16 protein-coding genes are annotated in these 20,161 nt (G+C 46.9%); 2 read left to right on the top strand and 14 right to left on the bottom strand.

Annotated elements, in window-relative coordinates:
* Positions 1-2: 2 nt before the first annotated feature.
* The 3 genes from K0036_RS01455 to K0036_RS01445 form a co-directional block, all read right to left on the bottom strand.
* Entirely contained in the window at positions 3-2,024 is a 2,022-nt protein-coding gene (locus K0036_RS01455) for a hypothetical protein (RefSeq protein WP_220430545.1), read from the bottom strand.
* A 13-nt stretch (positions 2,025-2,037) separates the two neighbouring features.
* Positions 2,038-2,988 (bottom strand): helix-turn-helix transcriptional regulator, encoded by a 951-nt coding sequence (locus K0036_RS01450; protein WP_173694265.1) that lies wholly within the window; start codon positions 2,986-2,988, stop codon positions 2,038-2,040.
* A gap of 329 nt (positions 2,989-3,317) precedes the next feature.
* A complete protein-coding gene (locus K0036_RS01445) occupies positions 3,318-4,247 on the bottom strand; it encodes a LysR family transcriptional regulator (protein WP_220430544.1) in 930 nt (309 codons plus the stop codon).
* 163 nt (positions 4,248-4,410) lie between these two features.
* On the opposite strand from K0036_RS01445, the gene K0036_RS01440 reads away from it, so the two are divergent.
* Both K0036_RS01440 and K0036_RS01435 read left to right on the top strand, forming a co-directional pair.
* A complete protein-coding gene (locus tag K0036_RS01440; protein WP_025645886.1) occupies positions 4,411-5,715 on the top strand; it encodes an NCS2 family permease in 1,305 nt (434 codons plus the stop codon).
* Positions 5,716-5,729: 14 nt separating this feature from the next.
* On the top strand, positions 5,730-7,463 hold the full coding sequence (locus K0036_RS01435; protein ID WP_220430543.1) for an adenine deaminase C-terminal domain-containing protein: 1,734 nt from the start codon (positions 5,730-5,732) through the stop codon (positions 7,461-7,463).
* A gap of 109 nt (positions 7,464-7,572) precedes the next feature.
* Here the strand turns inward: K0036_RS01435 and K0036_RS01430 are convergent, their stop codons facing one another.
* The 11 genes from K0036_RS01430 to K0036_RS01380 all read right to left on the bottom strand — a co-directional run bounded on the left by K0036_RS01430 (position 7,573) and on the right by K0036_RS01380 (position 20,159).
* On the bottom strand, positions 7,573-8,634 hold the full coding sequence (locus K0036_RS01430; protein ID WP_220430542.1) for a nucleoside hydrolase: 1,062 nt from the start codon (positions 8,632-8,634) through the stop codon (positions 7,573-7,575).
* 29 nt (positions 8,635-8,663) lie between these two features.
* Complete coding sequence (locus K0036_RS01425; RefSeq protein ID WP_220430541.1) at positions 8,664-9,626, bottom strand: ABC transporter permease; 963 nt, start codon at positions 9,624-9,626, stop codon at positions 8,664-8,666.
* A gap of 8 nt (positions 9,627-9,634) precedes the next feature.
* Positions 9,635-10,819 (bottom strand): sugar ABC transporter substrate-binding protein, encoded by a 1,185-nt coding sequence (locus K0036_RS01420; RefSeq protein ID WP_220430540.1) that lies wholly within the window; start codon positions 10,817-10,819, stop codon positions 9,635-9,637.
* Positions 10,820-10,882: 63 nt separating this feature from the next.
* Positions 10,883-11,824, bottom strand: coding sequence for an ABC transporter permease (locus K0036_RS01415; RefSeq protein WP_220430539.1), 942 nt, complete (start codon positions 11,822-11,824; stop codon positions 10,883-10,885).
* A 12-nt stretch (positions 11,825-11,836) separates the two neighbouring features.
* Positions 11,837-13,333 (bottom strand): sugar ABC transporter ATP-binding protein, encoded by a 1,497-nt coding sequence (locus K0036_RS01410; protein ID WP_220430538.1) that lies wholly within the window; start codon positions 13,331-13,333, stop codon positions 11,837-11,839.
* Between the two features lie 157 nt (positions 13,334-13,490).
* On the bottom strand, positions 13,491-15,224 hold the full coding sequence (locus tag K0036_RS01405) for a sensor histidine kinase (RefSeq protein ID WP_025645902.1): 1,734 nt from the start codon (positions 15,222-15,224) through the stop codon (positions 13,491-13,493).
* Positions 15,225-15,227: 3 nt separating this feature from the next.
* On the bottom strand, positions 15,228-16,790 hold the full coding sequence (locus tag K0036_RS01400) for a response regulator transcription factor (protein WP_220430537.1): 1,563 nt from the start codon (positions 16,788-16,790) through the stop codon (positions 15,228-15,230).
* Positions 16,791-16,800: 10 nt separating this feature from the next.
* Entirely contained in the window at positions 16,801-17,607 is an 807-nt protein-coding gene (locus K0036_RS01395; protein WP_220430536.1) for a BtpA/SgcQ family protein, read from the bottom strand.
* A gap of 33 nt (positions 17,608-17,640) precedes the next feature.
* Positions 17,641-18,051, bottom strand: a complete 411-nt coding sequence (locus tag K0036_RS01390; protein ID WP_025645910.1) for a secondary thiamine-phosphate synthase enzyme YjbQ — start codon at positions 18,049-18,051, stop codon at positions 17,641-17,643.
* 16 nt (positions 18,052-18,067) lie between these two features.
* Complete coding sequence (locus K0036_RS01385) at positions 18,068-19,183, bottom strand: SIS domain-containing protein (RefSeq protein WP_173694274.1); 1,116 nt, start codon at positions 19,181-19,183, stop codon at positions 18,068-18,070.
* A complete protein-coding gene (locus tag K0036_RS01380; protein ID WP_220430535.1) occupies positions 19,167-20,159 on the bottom strand; it encodes a carbohydrate kinase family protein in 993 nt (330 codons plus the stop codon). Before K0036_RS01380 ends, K0036_RS01385 begins: the two co-directional genes overlap by 17 nt.
* Positions 20,160-20,161 lie beyond the last annotated feature (2 nt).

The raw sequence follows: 20,161 nt of genomic DNA, 5'->3' as shown, positions 1-20,161 counted from the left end.
CCTTATCCTTTCTTATTGCCCTGTTCATCAAACTGGCTTGTTACAGTCATTACTTTCCCATCGACGGTTACTCTTTCGGTTCTCGTCTTAACCTGTCCATTTGGATAGAATTGTAAGTCTGTAGACACCAGGCCATTTGCATCAAAATTCCGGCTATGAATAATCCTGCCTTGCGCGTCATATTCGACTTCATACGTTTTTTGCCTTCCTTTGCGCATCTCGCTGGAAATCAATTTATTATTCTTATAATGATTAAATACTGTGATGCCAGTTTCCGGATCTCTTATTTCCTCCGTCCTGTCAGGTTCTTTTTTCTCCGAAGCCGCAGCCTGTCCAGCCTGTTGCTGCACAGCCGCAAAATTCCTTATCACATCCGAAAGCGAATTCAGATTTGCAACCTGATCCTGCAGACGATCAAGCCGTGTAAAAATCACTTTTTGATAATTCCCGGCTGTTTTTGAGTAGGTATCTACTTTATCGTTTATAAGAGAGGTCTGGCTGTATTGCTCATTTGCTGAGGCATCAATCGCGCTCTTAATGGTCTCGATTGCCCGCACGCTTGTATCCAGGCTACCCTGAATCGACTCAATCTGCCTTCTTGCCTCATTTGAAAAACGCACGATCTGGTTAAATATTCCATCAGAAGCGCTCTTCGCTTTTTGAGCATCCTCTTCTTGATCATCTAATAACTGTATCATTAATCTGGCAAGTTCATTCTGCATTACAGAGGCTTTATTGCTCAACTCTTCAGCCTTAGCCTCCATATCAGCCTTTCCGCTGGCAGCAGCAGAGCTGATCATGCTTGTAAGCTTAGCTTCTGCATCGCCAATTCTTTCTTCACAGGCCAAGCTGCCATTATTAATGGCTTCCGATATTCCCTCCAGTCTATCTCCAACATACGCAAAGGCCTCGTCAGCTTTGGAAATGATATGTCCCTCTGCCACAGACGCCGTTTTCCTCTGTTCTGTATCAGACTGCTCAATCTTATCCACAATTTGTATTGTACAATTGTTGGTATTATCTACCGAATCGTCTACCTTTTGCTCCAATTCTCCAATCTGACTTTGGATATCTTTCAAATTAGAGGCTTCTTTCTCTCCAATCTCATTTGAATTGCTGATAATGTTTTTTTCTGAAGATATGATTTGCCTCCTGACATCCTCATAAGCCTGCTCATCACCCTCGTTCTTTTCGACAATCTTTGTAACAATGGCGTTTCCTATATCGCTAATGGATTGGACGATACGTTCTGTATCCTGGACTGTGGATGTCTTGACTCCAGCGAGCGTCTGTGCAATATCTGCCGCAAGCGTCGCCGTTGCTTTGTCTGATTCTTCAATCATATTCCGGATCTGCAGCTGGGCCTTTTCCTGATTCGCTCTATTCGCATCATCCCGGCTTTCACTGGCCTTTTGGTTCTTTGCTGCATCTGAGATCATCCGCTCTACTGCTTCTGCTATTGCTGCATCCGTCTGTTTTCCAGCAACTGATACAAGCGTGGCAATTTGTTCCGTACTGCTGCGCGCATTATCTGCCAGATTCCTGGCCTCGTCTTTGATCAGGCTCTGCGTGCTCATAATATTTGATGACAGTTCCTTTGTCTGTGATTCAGCAGCCTCTTCCACTTTTCTCTTGAGGCTTGCATCCGTCAGTTCAATTGCTCCACGAATCTCCGTGATGGCTTTTGCAGTATTTTCATCTATTGACCTCTTAAGGACTTCAGATAACTGTTCTTCCAGTTCATCTATGTGCTTCTGCAGATTATTGATACGATCAAATAGATTTTCTTGCCTGTCCGCCATATAAGCCTTGCATTTTTGTCTGGAATAATTATACATAATCGCGATGTACACCGTTGCCAGGATGATTAAGACAATCATAATAATATTACAGGCCCATAACGGTATCACTATACTTAAGAACCCATAGTCAGCAATTCCCAATACTACAAAAACCGCCGCCACAATATACCAATACCTGGCCCTCTCCTCAAAGAATCGTTTCATCCCATTTTGCATCTTCATTTCCTTCCTCCCTTTATATAACCTGAACGTTATCTCCCTGGCTTCTAAGCCACATATCAATTCCTGTCCCAAACACTTCCGCGCTTAATGTATAGACCCCATCCTCTTCCGAAATAATCTGCGCGGTCGGAAGCCTGTCAAGTATTGAATCCAAATCATTTCCCAGATATCTAAACTTCACTTTTCTAAGAGTTCCGCCATACATAAACTGTACTCGTTTCCGAAATTCCCCTTCTTCAAACCTGCTGCTGTAAGGAATGTGAAAATGTTCGTCCAGCACCTTATATTTTTTGATTCTGTCTAACCTATATATTGTAGGATAAGAATCATTAAGCACCTGGAAATCTTTTCTTACGTCCTTGTCGTCTATAAATGCTGTCAGATAAAAATAGTACTCGGAAAACATAATCGCAACCGGCTTAACCTTTCTGGCCACCGTCTTTTTATCTTTCATACGGTAATACTTTATTTCCAAATAACTACGATTTCGAATTGCCTGTCCTATTTCCCAGATTGTATTGATACATTTGGTCTTATGCCTTGGTTCGACATAGTGATATAACTCATTCTCAAGAAGTTCAGATACCGCTTTCTGATTCGTCATTGGAACACAGCAGTCAACCAGTTTTCCAACAATTTCTTTCATCTCATCCTTTGTAAACGCTCTGCTGTCTAGCAATATCTTGCAAAGCGCCAGTATCTCTCCATTTGTAAGTTTTGATTTGTATGCCTGCTCTAAGCGGTATCCTTTATCGATTCGGTCATAAACTATGCTATTCACGAATCCGGAATGCTCTGCCTGAAGTTCCAGATAATTCCTTATGTCATCAATATCCCGTTGTATACTTCTCTCATTCACATTGTAATTAAGTGCTTCTTCAGCCTTATTTACAATGTTTCCATTCAGGAACTTCGTGTATAGCCCCAAAACACGTTCTATCTTGTTATTCTTTATCTCCTCCACAAACTCACCGTCATTCTTTATTTTTTTTGTATTATATCAAATCAGAAGGACAGAAAATGTCACTCTAAAAGTTATCTTTTATTTAAGAAATAAAAATGCATTGCTCATATTAAAGCAATGCATTCTGTAAGTATCCGTTGGCTACAATTTAACAGTTCCTATAGTTTTACGTCACAGATTTTCATCTGTTTTGCCCTCATATGTGTACTAAAGTTATTGTACGCATTGTGGTGAAAATTGTCAATATTCATATTGTGCATTTTCTACAATTCTAAACCGGGAACTGATAAAAAATCATAATTTTTCAACAACATTTCTTCGTGCCCAAGTCATAACGAGGTCCCCATAAAATACTCCTTCGCTATCCGAATAAAATCCTGTGCATACGCCGACAGATACGCCCCTTTCCGATAGGTGATCATGGTGGTGGCGAACGCTTCGGGATCGTTTAAGGAAAAGCAGACCGGCGGCGTATGAAACGTCATGTTGCGGATATACGTTTCCGGCGCAAAGCAAATCCCCTCATTTTGCTGGACCAGAAGAAGCGCCGCCTGCGTATTACGCGTATAGAACGGTACAGTGGGCGTGATTCCGTGCTTTTTCAGAAGATGCGCGGTGATCGCTCCCGTATTCTGCTCCGGATGATGCAGGATGAACTTCTCGTTATGAAGTTTTGACCAGTCCACAATCGGATATCCGCCTTCCTTTAAAGGATCGCAAGCAGCATCCTCTGCCAGGGGATTGTCCGCCGACACGGCCAGCAGGATCTCTTCCTGCCCCAGCACCTCGTATTCCAGCTTGGGGTTCGGGTCGCCTCCGCTGAAAATGGCAAAGTCGATCCGACCGTCATTTAACAGGCGTTCCTGGATGGCATAAGTCTCCTCCAGAAAATTCAGGCGGATATTTGGATGCAGCTGGCGGAACGCGGGCAGAATCCATGGTATCATGCAGGAACTTCGCATCAGCGGGAATGCCACATTCAGTTCGCCGTCATTCAAGGACCGGAGGTCCTCCAGCTCCTTTTCCCAATTCCGGGTCAGTTCCAGAACGCGGCTGGCATATTCCATGTAACGCCTGCCTGCGTAAGTCGGGATATAGCAATTGTCCACCCGGTTAAAAAGCTTGATTCCCAGTTCCCGCTCAAGCTTGCCCAGGTGCTTGCTCAGCGTCGGCTGGGAGATATACAGTTCCCGGGCCGCCTTCGTCATATTCTGATGCTTGGCTATGCAGAGTACATAGTTCAACTCGTGTATGTTCATAAGTTCCCTCCGGGCTATTCCAAAATGGAATAGGATTGATGATTAACATGAATTAGACTTACCGTTATGGTTATCATACAATGTAAAAAGGAAAGAATCAAGAAAATACAACAGAGTGCGCGCCTTTCTGGACGCACTCCAGAGAAAGGCAGGAACAATCTATATGAAACAGTGGTTGGAAAGACAGTTTAAATTGTCAGAGTTTCATTCAAATGTCAGGACAGAACTTCTGGCCGGCCTGACTACCTTTGTAACAATGGCCTACGTGCTGGCAACAGTACCGAATATGATGGAGTCCGCAGGATTAGACAAGCATGTCATGTTTACCGTGCTGATTCTGCTCGTAATCCTTACGACCTGCGCCATGGCATTCTATACGAACCGTCCATTTGCGCTGGCGCCGGGACTTGGCAGCGTAGGAATCGTAACCGCTATGATCGCCAATGACGGCATTGCACCGGATGTGGCAGCCGGCGTGATCTTTTGGAGCGGCGTATTATTTATCGTAATCTCCTTTTTAGGCCTTCGCGAAGCTGTAGTAAGAGTAATCCCCGTCAGCCTAAAGCATGCCGTAAGTGCCGGTATCGGCCTGTTTATCGCACTGCTGGGCGCAAAAAGCTGTGGCCTGATCGTCGCAAACGAAGCGAAAAAAAGTCTAGGATTCGGCGATCTGACCGCCCCTACGGTGATCGTCGCTGTCATCGGATTCGTAATCTTGCTGGTCCTGAAGACAAGAAGCGTGCCAGGAGATATGATTCTGGCAATCGCCCTCACTACGCTGGTTGGCATCCCATTCGGCGTCACAAAGATGCCGGAGAGCCTGTTTACCATGCCTGCAAATATAGGCGGCCAGTTTTTACATGTTGACTTTCTGGGCGCATTAAACTTTGCCTATATTCCATTTTTGATCGCCTTATTCGTTCCGGACTTTTTCTCCACCTTTGGAACCGTACTTGGCGTTGGGGCGAAGGCTGGATATCTGGATGAAGACGGCAATCTTCCGGGAATCGACAAATGCTTCAAGGTGGATGCTGTGGCTACCAGTTTTGGCGCATTATTCGGCATGCCCAGCATGACGACCTATCTGGAATCTTCTGCTGGCGTGGAGGCAGGCGGCAAGACCGGACTGACCGTCGTGTTTACTTCCATCTTCTTTGGGCTCGCCCTGATCCTCGCGCCGATCGCTCTGATGATCCCATCAGCCGCCACCGCGCCTGTGCTCATGTACATCGGCATCAATATGCTGGGGGCAATGCGGAACATCAAATTCAACGATCTCACCGAAGCCTTCCCGGCTTATGTGTGCATCGTATTCACCATTTTCGGAAATAACATTGCAAACGGCATCTGTGCCGCACTGCCCACCTATGTGATCATGAAGATCTCAGCCGGCAAAATAAAAGAAATCCGTCCGGTCATGTGGATTCTGGTGGCCGTCTGCCTGCTTTACTTTTATTCCATTCTGTAGGAAGGAGGTGCCAAGTGGAGAACGTAGATCTATTAGTCAAGAATACGAAACTGTATAACTCCTATCTGAAAATGTTCACGCCCGCTGATGTGTATATACTGGGGGAAAGGATCTATTTTGTGGATACGGCTCAGGAAGGTAATATCAACGCCAAAAAGGTAATTGACGGCAGCGGATATTACATGCTCCCAGGCTTTATCGATATCCACATGCATATAGAAAGTTCTATGATGACCCCTGCTTCCTTCGGAGAGCGGGCGGCTTCCTGCGGAGTCACTACGCTGGTTTCCGAGCCCCACGAGATCGCGAACGTCATGGGGGTGCAGGGAATCCATGAGATGATCAACGGGGCGAAAGACTCCCCTATTGACATCTATTACGGAATCCCAAGCAGCGTTCCTTCGACCAACGAAGATCTGGAGACCACCGGGGGCGTCATCGGCTTTGATGAGATGAAGCATCTGATGCAGGAAGACGGCGTCGTCTGCGTGGGAGAAGTCATGAACTACCGCCAGATCGTAAAGGGCACTGAGATGGAGATCACCAAATTCCTCCTTTACCTCCGGGAAGAAGATCCCCAAGCAGTCATCGAAGGACATTGTCCCTCTCTGGTGGGCCTGGATCTTGCGAAATTCCTCTATCAGGGGATCGACGGCGACCATACCGAGCACTCCCTGGAAGAGATCCGGCAGCGGTTCGCCAATGGAATGTTTGTGGAAATCCAGGAAAAAATGCTGAAGCCTGAGATACTGGAATATATCACCGAGAACCAGCTCTATGAACACTGCTGCTTCGTCACCGACGACACCATGGCAGACGCGCTGCTGGAAAAAGGCCAGCTCAATTATATCGTAAGAAAAGCGGTCGAAATGGGATTTCCGCTTGCACAGGCCATTTACTGCGCGTCCTATACTCCCGCCAGGCGCATGAACCTGCGAGACCGAGGCGCCCTGGCTCCGGGAAGGAAAGCCGATTTCCAACTGGTGAAAGAAACTAAAATTCATAGGTTTGAGCCAGACGCCGTGTTCAAAGATGGCAAGGAAATCTTCTGGAAAGGGGAGGCCAAACGCACGTTGAGCGCTTACCACTTCCCGGAGGAATTCTACCACTCCGTACATCTGGACAAGATTGAGGCCAAGGATCTGGAACCTGTGGTCTCCACAGATCAGAAGCAAGTGCAGGTCCGCGTGATCGAAGTAGCCGACGGCCGTACGCAGACCAAAGAAAAACTGGTTTCCATGGAAGTGGAAAATAATAGATTGAAATGGCAGGACAGCGGCTGCATGCTGGCTGCCGTGCTGGAACGCCATGGAAAGAACGGCAATATCGGCTATGGCTTTGTAACCGGCGACTGCCTGAAGCAGGGAGCCGTGGCAACCACCTACTATCATGACCACCATAACCTTATGGTAATCGGCTCCAATGTGGACGACATGGTAACTGCTGCCAGACGGCTGATCGAATTACAGGGCGGAATCTGTACCGTAGAGCACGGACACATTTTGGCCGAACTCCCGCTTCCTGTGTGCGGAATCCTGTCCGAACTGCCCGCGGATGACATTGGCCGGATGCTGGGCGGCGTAAAAGAAAGCCTGGAAACGTTGGGATACCGCCATTATAATCCGATCATGTCATTGTGTACATTGGGACTTCCAGTAAGTCCCGCGCTCAAGTTGACGGACTGCGGATTGGTTGATGTTGAAAAAGGAGCGGTGGTGCCGCTGGTTGCAAGGGAATCCGCGGATTGAGCCTCGCTTAGCCTGTCTAAGTATTTATCATAACAGTCACAGCAAAAAAGAGTGTGCTAAGCACACCCTCCGTTCCCCTGCCCTTCAATCCTGAAGGGCAGGGGTTCTTTTATTTTGGCGCTTTGCCCAGTTTTTCAAACATATCTCCGAAGATCCCATCCCTGTATACGAAATTACATACACGGATTTTATGTCTCCTCGGATCGTGCTCCCACCTGACGTCGTCAGTGAGACGTGGCGCCGGTACAAGCAGAGACGGACACCAGCGTGGATTCACCATATAGCCGATCGTGGAGATATCCCAGATAATCCTGGAAGGGGCCATAGCCTGAAATCCTGTATCGTCCAGCGGATAGTCCGGATAGTCATCCGCTTCCTGAAGATAGGTAAGCCGGAATAGGGAAAGCATATTGTCCGCTGCCTGCGGACTCAGCTGGCTGATGACGATGTCAGAAAGATACGTTCCGATCCTGCTTCTTCCCATCAATCTTTCCTTGAGTTCCGCAGCCGTTGTCGTCAGATGAGAGGCTACCGTCATACACGGCATCAATACGAGCGGAACGCCGCAGTCAAATATCAACTGGGAGGCCAATACATCCTGTCCCATATTGAATTCCAGCGTATGAGGCCAGTACATCGGCTGTCCGGACAGCCATACTACCACAATTTTCCGGATGATCTCCGGCTCCATCAGAATTGCCGAAGCAATATTCGTGATCTCCCCAATTGCCACAACATAAAGAATATCTTCGCTTTCCATGGCCCGCTTGACAAGATCTCTTGCGGCATCTGATTCCACAGGCACCCCCTTTTCCTTCATGTACTCTGCCGATCCCCGGAACACTCTGCCATCCGGCGAGCGGTCCAGCATATTGAATATTTTGATAATCTCTTTATAACTTAGTTCCAGCCCTTCTTTCAGGTCGCTGGTCATTGGTACCGTCACCCGTTCTTTCTTGCTCTTTAACTGGCGGTCAAAGAATTCAGAAGAAAAAGGGGCCGCATAAACTGCTTTCAGATCAAGTTTCTCTGGCGACATCAGCGCATAAGCCAGTGCAAACTGATCATCCACCTCATTATAAGTATCCGTATCCAGCACCATTTCCACTTTTCCTGACGGAGGTGCCAGCAGCCTTCTTCTCTCTTCCTCGGTAATTACAGGAAATTCCATCTGTCGTCTCTCCCTTCTCTAATACATTATTAGGACGCTTCAGCCCTTAACGCCGGTTTCTTGTGAAGCAGTTCTTTTAGTCCCTCGACATTGTTTGTAAAAACCATAACAATCAGCAGGAAAATACCAAGGAATATATTCTGGAATGTATCCGGAAATCCAGCGGCGATCAGCCCGATAAAAATCGTATTCAAGGTAAACTGGCTGATAAAGATGCCGATGGTCATATTACACACCGGCTGAAGAACCACCGCGATGATAATTCCCATCAAAGGCTTGAATAAAAGCGCCGCACTCCCAAGATTCGTCTGTGCCCCCATAGAGCCTGACTGGCTGATCGTCAGCACTGCCGATACTGCGGCAAACAGACTTCCAATCACAAAGCACAATACCTTTACTCTCTGTACGTGTATCCCTGCATTTCTGGATACTGCTTCATTGCTCCCGACCGCCCTCATATGATAGCTGAACTTTGTATGATTAAATATAAAATAGAACACAACCGCTGATACGAAAAGTACAATAATAATATATGGCGCAGATCCAAGCGCCGCATATTTATAGTCGATGCTCACAAAACTGAACTTCCCGGAAATATTCTTCCCCATGATCTCAAAAATCATTGTCAAAGCCATCGTAAGAATCAGGGAAGGAATCTTGCAGATCCAGTTCAGGATTCCTGTGAGCGCCGCTACCAGGACGCTTGCCACCAGCGCCCCAATCAGAAGTCCCGCCATCCCGAACCTGGCGGAGGCAATGCCTCCGACAAGTCCGCCGATGATGATCCTGGAACCAATGGTAAAATCGAACAGCCCGCTCATGTAGATAAATGCATAGGCATAGGCCGTGATCGTCGGCACGATTGACTGCAGGAAAATCGTATATACGCAGTTCAGATTATTAAATCTTTTAAAACAGATGATCAGAAAAACTCCATACACAATTACCGGAAGCAATAATGTTTTTCCACATTTCTTCATGATTTCTTTCATATTAATCCCTAATCTTCCATTCCTTCATGTCTTGCAGCAACATCTGCCACTGTAAAGTTCTTCACTATTTCCTTAAATGTATCTTCGTTGATGCTGTCGTCATAATATTTGATCATAGTATCTTTGATCTCTTCCGAAGTAAATACCGCATTTTTGCCAAGGAAGTATTTCAGATATTCATCCGCCTCTTCGCTGGAAGTCAGTTCCAGATAATTTGTTATCAGATTAAATGGCTTGTCCTCTACGATCGGAGTTCCGATCACTCTATTTACAAGAATGACGGTTGACAGTAACGGGTCAATCTGCTGCTGACCGCCGTAAGCGACATGGAACGTGTCGTTTTTCAGATACTCGCCCATAGTAAAGTCAAAATCAATCCTTCCTACCTTTACTTTACCGGCCATTCCATGATCAGACAAGGCCTTTTCGATCGTCGGAAGCGCCGCGTCGCAATAGGTTCCTGCCAGAAGGATGCCGTCCAGTTCCGGATAAGCCGCAATGTAGCTTTCAATTGTTTTTGTCATATCTGTCTGTGCCGCGATTCCATAAGTCGTGTTTAAAAGATTAATGCCTGTCTCTTTTACCCCTTTTTCCACGCCTTTATCTCTTAAGTCAGAAGACGTATCTCCTTTTGCAATATTGATCACGCAGAGGTTGCCGACTCCCTGTCCTGCCATATTCTTTACAATATTATATGCTGCTTCTTCATCTTCCTCATTGCATCCGCCTGCATAATATTCAGAATCATAGACCTCTTTCTTAATCTCCTCATCATTGATCGTCCGGAACATCGTTCCGAAATACACGCCTGCGTCCGAACACATCTGGTTCGCTGTTGCAAGCATGGAATCTGACGCCGGCATCATAATAATTCCGTCCACTCCCCGGCTGATCAGGTCAGACACATTGTTGATCAGGTCATCTGCGGACAGATCGCTTTCCACAACGACAATCTCTCCTCCTGCCGCCTCTACCGCTGCTCTTACATTGTTCTCAATGGATACGAATGTCGGATCCGTAGAGGAAGTCTGCCATGGGAACCCGATCGTAAATGCTTTTGGGTCATCTCCCTTTTTCCCACTGTCAGCCGTCTTCTTTTCACTCTCGCCTTTGCCGGAACATCCCGCTGCCATTCCCATAACCATGGCAAGCGCCAGCACGGCTGCCAATAGCCTCCATCTTTTCTTTTTCATAGTTCTTCTCTCCTTTTCTTTTTATTTTCACAGGATAAGATTCCCTGTAAAATATCTTCTGTATTACTTGATCACTACCGTATTTTTTCTGTCAAATGAGATCACTACCACGACAATCAGGATGATCCCCTGCACAAGCTGCTGGGTAAGCCCGTCAATGCCCATCAGCGACATTCCGTTCTGCATCACAGCCATAGCAATACTTCCGACAATTGCGGCCCGGAACTTTACAGACCATCCTCCCGAAAGAGGCATGCCGCCAAACAGTACCGCCAGAAGTACTTCGAATTCAAAGGCATCCCCGGTCTTTGATGAAGCAGTGCATGTCCTGACAAGGCTGAAGAATCCTGCAAGCCCGCAGAGCAGTCCTGAGATCATGAACGCGGTCATCCTTACTCGTTCAACCGCAACTCCCGACTGCCTTGCCGCATCAGCGGACGCCCCCACCGACCGGCACGCCTTTCCATAAGATGTATAATCAAACAAAATATAAAATACTACCGCAGCGATGATAAATACGGTGATCTTAACCGCGCTTCTGTCATATATCCGCTGCGTAAGCGGAATCCCCACCGATCCATTTAGCAGATATGTGGTAAGGCCTCTCGCGATGAATGAGACTGCCAGTGTTCCAATAAAAGATTCTACTTTAAGCCTTGATACAAGCACTCCGTTTAATGAACCGATCAATAGTCCTGTAAAAAGGCATGCCGGAAGTATCCATACGGTATGTATCTCTGCCGAAAAGGCTCCGATGGCGGCCGAGAATCCCAGAATTGCCCCCACAGATAAATCCAGTTCCCCAAGCGACATCAAAAACATGACTCCGACAGAACCCAGTCCAATGCTGAAAAAATTGTTGAAAATATTCATCATATTTCTGGAACTGATCAGCCTTCCCTCTGTCAGCACATGAAATATAATGACTACGAGCAACAGCCCGATAAATGAAAAATAACTGCCCATAAAATTTCTGACACGATTTTTTGCGTAACCCATCTTCATCCTACTGCCTTCCTATATCATTTTTTGTATCAGCTTCGCCTCTGTCAAACCTTCGGATCTTAAAAACTCTCCGGAAAGCCTTCCGTCTTTTAATATAATTATCCTGTCGCTCATCCCGATCAGTTCCGGCAATTCTTCAGAAATCAGAAGAATCGACTTCCCCTCACTTTTTAATTTCTCTATCAGCTGGTAGATCGAGGCTTTCGTTCCAATGTCAATCCCCCGGGTCGGACAGTCTAGAATCATAATCTCTGATCCTTTCCCCATCCACTTGGCCAGGACTACTTTCTGTTTGTTGCCCCCGCTTAAGGTATTGCAGAACTTTTCCACTGACTCTGTCTTCACTTCCATCTCCCCGGACCATTTCTGGGCAAGTTTTTTCTCGCTTCCCCGGCTTATGATTCCTCCTTTAGCCAGATTTTTAAGCGAAGGAAGACAGATATTATCTTTGATACTGCAGATGGTCATCAATGCCTCTCTGTCGCGGTTTTTTGAAAGGTATGCGATTCCATGCTCCACAGACCATCTTGCGCTTTTCACCTTGTTTGCGCCGTTCATCAGCACCTGTCCCTGATCCGGTTTCAGAAGGCCGAACATTGCTTTTCCAAGATCATGCATTCCGCAGTCGCTCAGTCCTCCCACGCCCAGGATTTCTCCTTTGTGCAGCACCACATCGATATCCTTTAAGGACTGGCAGCAAAGATTCTTTGTCTCAAGCGCTGCCTCTTCCTGATAACTTTCTTTCTCATCCTCACGGTAGTAATGCGCAGACATCTCACGGCCGATCATCAGCTGCTTGATTTTTTCCTCCTCGAATTCGTCCTTCGAAAGTTCTGCTGTCAGCACGCCGTCCCTTAAAATGGTCAGGGAATCGCATATTTTCATAATCTCCTCAATATCATGGGAGATAAACAGGACCGCTCCGCCCTGGTCACGGATATTTTGCATCAGCTTATATAGAATTTCTCTACCGTTTACCGTCAGGGCTGTCGTCGTCTCATCTACGATCCACAGTTTCGGCGAGGTATATAACGCTCTGGCCAGCTCGACAAGCTTACGTTCTTCAAATGTCAGAGTATCAATGACTGCGCCTGGATCAATCTCTGTCACGCCGATACTTTCCAGCATCCGTTTTGCTTCCTGATTCATCTTTTTTACATTTAATACGCCAAATTTAACAAAATCAGCTTCTTTTCCAAAAAAGACATTCGCCGCAACCGTGATTTTCCCGACCGTTCCCTGTTCCTGTACCACCATGCTGACGCCTTTATCCATCGCGTCGATGGACCCATTCGGCACATATTTTTCTCCCTCCAGGTACATTGTCCCGCTGTCGGCCTTCTGGATCCCGGCGCAAATGGATGAAAACGTAGATTTGCCGGATCCATTTTCACCGATCAGCCCCTGGATCTCTCCTTTTTTAATTGTGATCGTGACGTTCTTTAATGCCTGGGTACTGCCGAATGATTTGCTGATTCCTTCTCCTTTAAATAAATAATTATTACCCATCCGTATTCCTCACACCTTTATCTTTTTCTTGTATTTATTATAGAATTCTGAAAAAGAATACGCACCGTCACAATCTTCATTTTTTGTTCGTTTTTTGAATATCTTGTCTGTTTTTTATGTCGTTTTCACAAATTTATTGTGCACATTACCCCATCCATCAATGCTCTTCGAAATATTCTCCTTTAAATTTCAGAGTAATCCTTGTCCCCTCATTCTCCCCGCTTTCTATGCGGATACCGTCGCTGCTTCCATACAGATAATAAAGTCTCCGGCCGATATTAGACAGTCCGATCTTTTTGCCTCTTTCTTCCGGCTGGTATATCTCTTCTCTCACAGCCTTCAGCCGGTCTTCGCTCATCCCGATTCCATTGTCGCTTACTCTTAGGATCAGATCCTTTTCGTCCCTTTGAATCTCTATCTCGATTTTCCCGTTCAGTTCTCCGCTCTCCTCATCAATCAGGCCATGAAACAATGCGTTCTCCACAAGCGGCTGAATCATATTCTTTGGGATCTGCTCCGTCATAAGTTCATTTTCAATCTTCCAAGACACTTCCAGATCTCCGTCATACATGTATCTCTCGATGACAAGATACTGTTCCACCACTTTTCTTTCATTGGCTATTGTATCCGTCACCTGGATGTCATTGACTCTCAGCCGGTCCTGAAGAATCGAAATCAGGGCGGAATTTACTTTGATGACATCATTACACCGGCCTCTTCTCGCAAGATAATTGATACTGTTAATCGTATTGTAGATAAAGTGGGGATCTATCTGGCTGATCAGCAGGCTGAATCTGATCTGCTGTTCCTGCCGCTCTTTCTTTGCGAGCAGTTCCAGGCTGTCTTTTAAGTCTACCGTCATCTGATTAAAGGTCCGGCTCAGCATACCGATCTCATCCTCCGGAAACTGCGTAAGCTTACAGTCCAGATTCCCTTTTGCGACCTCTTCCATACTGCCTGAAAGTTCGCTCAAAGGTTTCAGTATATTCCCGATTGCTTTAGACAGTATTCCGAGAGTCACAAGCGTAAACAAAAAGAGTACCGTCATAATCCCAACGACATAAAAGGAAAAAGACATAAAAATAGTCTTGTCCGCGACATAAGAGATGACGCGCCATTTGCTGTTGAGCGAGGTTTTTACAAAACCGGTTCCTCCTGCCACCGCTTCCAGCGTATTCATCTGATCTGATGCCGCCGCCACTACGGCCTGTTTCTCCCATTTCTTATCCCCCACCGATATGAAGATCTTCTTTTCGCTGTCCGCGATCGCCGCATAATCAAGTTGTTTCCCTGCCAGCACCTGAAAATCCCGGATCATGTCATTTAAGTCCATGAATACGGTATAAGTATATTTTTTATTGCCGTAATAAAAGTTCTTAAGATAGGCGGCCGTGTAATGGCTTGTATTATTAATATCCACCTGATATACCTCGGATACTCCTCTTCCATAGGTTGTACTCCGAAGTTTTTTATACCACTTGGATTTCACCAGCTCCCTGTCCTCTTTCTCAACTTTGTTTAGGGAATCCAGCATAACGCCGCTCTCATCTGCAATCAATACACAGCGTACCGTTCCTTCATAACTGATCAGGTTATTCAAATGCAGGGAGGCGACATTTTTCGCCTGTGTAGACGGGATTTCAAAATAGCGCAGAATCTCCTGATTCTGCGCTACAGATAGTGCGAGATTTTCTGTATAATCCTGGACAAAGGCAATCTGCCTGTCGATTGTCTTGATGACCTCCGCATTTGTATCTCCAGCCCCATTTACCGCATCCTGCTCCATCTTCGGAATAAACAGGCCGTAAGAAAGCGCGACGGACGCAAAGAACATCATTACTCCGACAATGATAATGCGTCCTGATATTTTTTCTCTGATCGATTTTTTCATAATCTACAGCCTCCTGTTATCTCTCTGCCAGTTTGTAGGGTAAGTCCCCGTCATTTTATAGAAAATCTGGCTGAAATACTGGCTTGACTGATATCCAACCGCAAGCGAGACTTCGTAAATCTTCAGCTCGCCTTCTTCCAGAAGTTTCTTTGCCTCCTCGATCCTGACTTCTGTAATATAACCTTTTACTGTTTTCTGTGTCTCTTTTTTAAATATCCCGCACAGATGGCCGATACTTAAATGAACACTGTCCGCAATCTCATTGATGGAAAGCGTATTCTCCTGATAATGCTTAAAGATATATTCCATAGCCAGAACAACAGGCCTTGAATATTCCCCCAGCTGCATCTTCTTTTTTCCGGAGATTAAAGTTTCAAACTGACGCTGGAACCACGATCTGATATGCCGGCTGTCCAGCCAATCCGAGAAATTAGAGGCAGTGCTAAAATCCTGTCCCATCTGTTTCGGCAGATGGGCATAATTCTTTTTCAGCAGCATAAATAATTCCCTGGATATCTGTTTCAGGCCATGGTAATCAAGGCTGCCCTCCACCTCTTTGTAGATTACATCCAGATACTGCGCGATCCCATCCATATCTTTGCTGTCAGTCAGATTCTGGATGAGCCCGGTATCTACTGCCGGATTCTTTTGCTCCCCCTTCGTATATGGCAGGGATATCATAGAATAGATTCCGCCGCTGCCAAGCAGATATTTTCTCCGGAAGCATTCCTTTGCGCCGCGGTACAGCCGTTTCAGTTCAGCGATCGTCTGTTTGCGATCCGCCACATATACGGTAAAAGAGTATCCCAGGGCTGTCCTAAGCCTCTGCCTGATTTCTCTGGCATAAGCCTGCACTGTCTCTGTGATTTTTTTCTGGGATACTTCCGGAATATCCAGAATCACCAGCGTCCTCCCTCCCGGCAGATCACTGACCGCAGCCATCTCAGATTCATCCATATACTCCGGTACTGCGATGGATGCGATCTTTTTCCCGGAACAGATCATCTCCTCGGGAACTGTGTCATCCGTAAATACAACCGGCAGATCCTGCTCGATAACGATATACGCATAAGCCTTCCGGTACATCCCGGAATAATCCGCGCCTTCCTCCCCGTCAGGAAGTTCCAGATATTCCAAAAGCTGTTTCGTCTTTAACATATCCCGCAGTTTATTCTGTCTGCTGATATCCTCGAATAATTTCTTCAGAAGCTGCGCAAATGTAACTTCGTCCAACGTGCTTTTTATCACATAATCCTTTACCCCATATTTGATCGCTGTCCTGGCATATGTAAAGTCCTCATATGCTGTCAGTAGAAATATGCACACTTCCGGTGCCGTCTCCCGGAGCTTCCTGATCAGTTCCAGCCCATCCATGAACGGCATCCTCACATCAGTAAAAACAACCTGCGGCAGAAAGGTTTTGAATTTTTCAAGAGCCTGTTTCCCGTTAAAAGCCGTTGCTACAATCTCAAAACCCAGCGCTTCCCAGTCGACCAATGTTTTTAAATCTTCCAGCACCAGTTTTTCATCATCCACAATCATTACCGATATTTTCTTCATACTCATTCTTCTTCCTTTAACCTTGCTGATGGACCGTCTCCATAAACCGGGTGACCAGTTCCCGGTCGACTGGCTGCTTTAGGTCTGCCCCTTTCTTAAATCCACTGCCGATCACCGCTCCGTCAACATAAGGCCACAGTTCCTTCACATTCGCTTCATTCAAGCCGCTTCCAATCAACAACGGTATGGAGAGGTGCTCCTTTACCGCAAGGATACTCTGTACATCCGGCGCTGTTCCAGTGGCGCTTCCGGTAATCACAGCCGCATCTGCCATACTCATCTCCACGTCATGGGCTTTTTCCCAAAGGGTACGGTCCGCCGTAACTGCATGGCTTCCATGCTTCACCTGGAAATCCCCGAATATCATCACATGCTCTGCGCCAACTGCCTTGCGGTACCGCAGAAGCCTTGGGCCGATCGCATCTACATAGCCGCTGTTCGAGATGTACCCATTCGCCAGATTAAACACCCGAACCCAGTCTGCACCACATGCCTTAGCTGCTGCCACCGCCTGGATTCCCCCATTCAGGTGGATGTTAATCCCCAAGGGAACCTCAGGATGTTCCCTGCGGACCGCGCATCCTGCCGCAGTCAGAAATGCCGTAGTCTCCGCACCAATCTGTTCCGGCAGAAGGAACGGCCAGTCAAACTGATTCTCAATCTGCAATCCGTCTACCTTCCCGTCACACAATGCTTCCGCATCCGCAAGCGCGGCCTCAAGAATTTCCTCCCAGGAATCCTTGCACCCCGGACTGCCTGGTAACGCCTTTAAATGTACCATACCTATCACCGGTTTTTTGCTGTTAAATATTTCCGCAAACATAACCCTCTCCATTTCTTCTGCGTACTTTCCCAGTTATTCTTCTGCCGTGCCGGTTACCTGCACCAATACCTGCCGTTCCCTCGGCCCGTCAAACTCATAAAAATACAGGTACTGAGAGCCGCCGAGCACCAATTCATTCTCATGGACAATAAACGTGATCGAATTGCCAAACAATGCGGACTTGATATGTCCCGCGGCATCTGACGGCGGATCGCACTGGTGATGAAAATCCGTCCTGACTGGTACCATCGTCTTCACCGTATCGTTTAAATCCAGAAGCCCCTTCGGATCAATCCCCGAGTAGATCACAAGACCGGCTGTCGTGTGAGGTACGAATACGCAGCAGAGTCCTTCCGACACGCTGCTCTTTTCTACAATATCTTTTACCATGCTGGTAAGGTCCAGCACTCCGTGCTGATCTGATTGAATCTTTAATACTTCCATATTTTCTCCCTATCCTTTATACATTCCATCCTGCAACCGGGCCTGTATATAAAAGGTCAATCACCTTTTTCAGGTTGACATCGTGAGGCGCATCCGGGTCTTTATAGGATAGCCGGGACAGTTCGCAGGCAAAAAGCTGAACAACGACCATTGCGCAGATGCTGCTGCCCCATTCTGTAAGTTCCTTTAAATATGGTGCCACACTGATAAAATTCTCTGAAGCCTTGCCGCAGGGGACATCTCCCACAGCCAACACTCTTGCCCTCTGATCCTTCGCATATTCTGCCACCTGTATTTCCCTGTGGTTGGAGCGGTTATTTGCAATGATGATCACCGCATCGGAACTTTTTACTGAAAATCCATGCAGATGCATGTATTCCTCTGCGTTACAGAATGTCACATGTCCCCGGGAGGTCTCTACGATCTTGGCCGCCCCCACCATCGCCGCACTTCTTGAAGGGCCGCTTCCTACATAGGTATAGCACCGCGCTTCCAGAAAAGCCTGGGCGCCCTGGCGAAGGAGTTCTCTTTCTTCCTTATATATCCGTTCTATCATCTCCGGCACCTGAATCATCAGTTCTTTTTTTAAATGTGCAGCCGTCTTTCCATCAACGGTCCCTCTTTTATCCGCAAGCACAGCAGCCAGCTGATACATCAGCGCAAGGGCGCTTGTTGTCGTCTTTGTCGGAAATGTTCTGGATACTCCTATGGAAGTTGTGAGCAGCACTTCGCTGCTGTCTCTTCCCAGAGGACTGTCCTGATGATTGGTCACGCCAATAGCAATACCCCCATTTTCCAATACGTATTCCAGAGACTTCAGGACATATAAGGATTTTCCAGAGGAACTGAATAGGATCACCAGCGTCTGTCCGTCAGCCTTTGGCTTCTCCAAAAAAAAGTCATAAGCCTCATAACCGTATGCCTCTGTTCCCGCCAGTTTCCGAAACGCCTCTGCCGCAGCCAGACTGATAAAGTAACAGTCGCCGGAACCGACAATATATACTTTCTGTACGTCCCTGTATTTTTCGGCCAGTTTTTCTATCTCGCCTTCCAGTTCAGCCATGCTGTTTCTGACTGCGTCTGCCTGTTCCAATACTTCCTGTGGAAAATAATACTCATTCCAATCTCCCATTTTCTTCCTCCTGTCGTCCTGTCTTTTTCTCATTTTTTTCTTCCAGTTCTTTTTCGTACTCTTCTAGGGCTTCCAGAATCTGCCCTTTCCTTGGCATGTTTCTCGCCCCTGTCTTTGTGACCGCAATTCCGGCAGCCACAGACGCAAAACGCATTGCCTTCTCCACCGAAGCCCCTTCGGCCTCTGCTGCGACAAATGCTGCCATGAATGTATCTCCGGCACCGGTCGTATCCGTCGGACGGTGTTTTGTCGCCGGAATCTGATACCTCTCCACCTCCTTTTCATCCATCCATTTTGATCCTTTTCCTCCGCATTTCACAATATAGCACTGCCCTTTCTTGGGAGAAAGGCCAAGCGCACGCATCTCTGTCTCCCCGGTAAGCACCACGTCGCACAGATCTGCCAGTTCTCTTGTCGCTTTTTTGATCTCTTCCGGAACCTGGTCTGCCGGATAGCAGAGATTCGGATCAAAATACAGCTTTGCCCTGCCCTTCCATCTTCTTGCCGCCAGAATGGCCGACTCCTCCACCGGATGCGCGCCTATGATCACTCCGGTAAAACAAAGCGCATCGGGATTCATCTCTTCTAAAAACAAAAGATCTTCCGGCTCTATGGCTTCAAACGCAGACCCTTTGACCAGTACATAGATTACCCGCTCTCCGTCCTCATCCACCATTATCGGCACTGCCCCGGACTTCAAGCCGGCAGTAACCTTCACATGCTCTGTATTTACTCCGGACTGCTTTAATTCTTCCAGCAAAAATTCTCCGGTTTCATCATCTCCCAGACCGCATACAATGGAAGTATCCATTCCGAGAACCGCAAGTCCTGCCGCAATATTGCCGCCCGTCCCTCCGCTGTTCCTCATAAATGAGGTTCCGAATGTTCTGCCTCCCGTTTCTGGAAATCCCTGTACTTTAGAGATCATGTCCGCAAATACATCCCCAATCACGACCACCTTTTTCGCTCTGTCCACAA

This window comes from [Clostridium] scindens, from assembly GCF_019597925.1.
In the GTDB taxonomy this organism is placed as follows: Bacteria; Bacillota; Clostridia; order Lachnospirales; family Lachnospiraceae; genus Clostridium_AP.
Note: the sequence above shows the minus strand (reverse complement) of the source record. Positions and strands in the feature narration are given on the sequence as shown.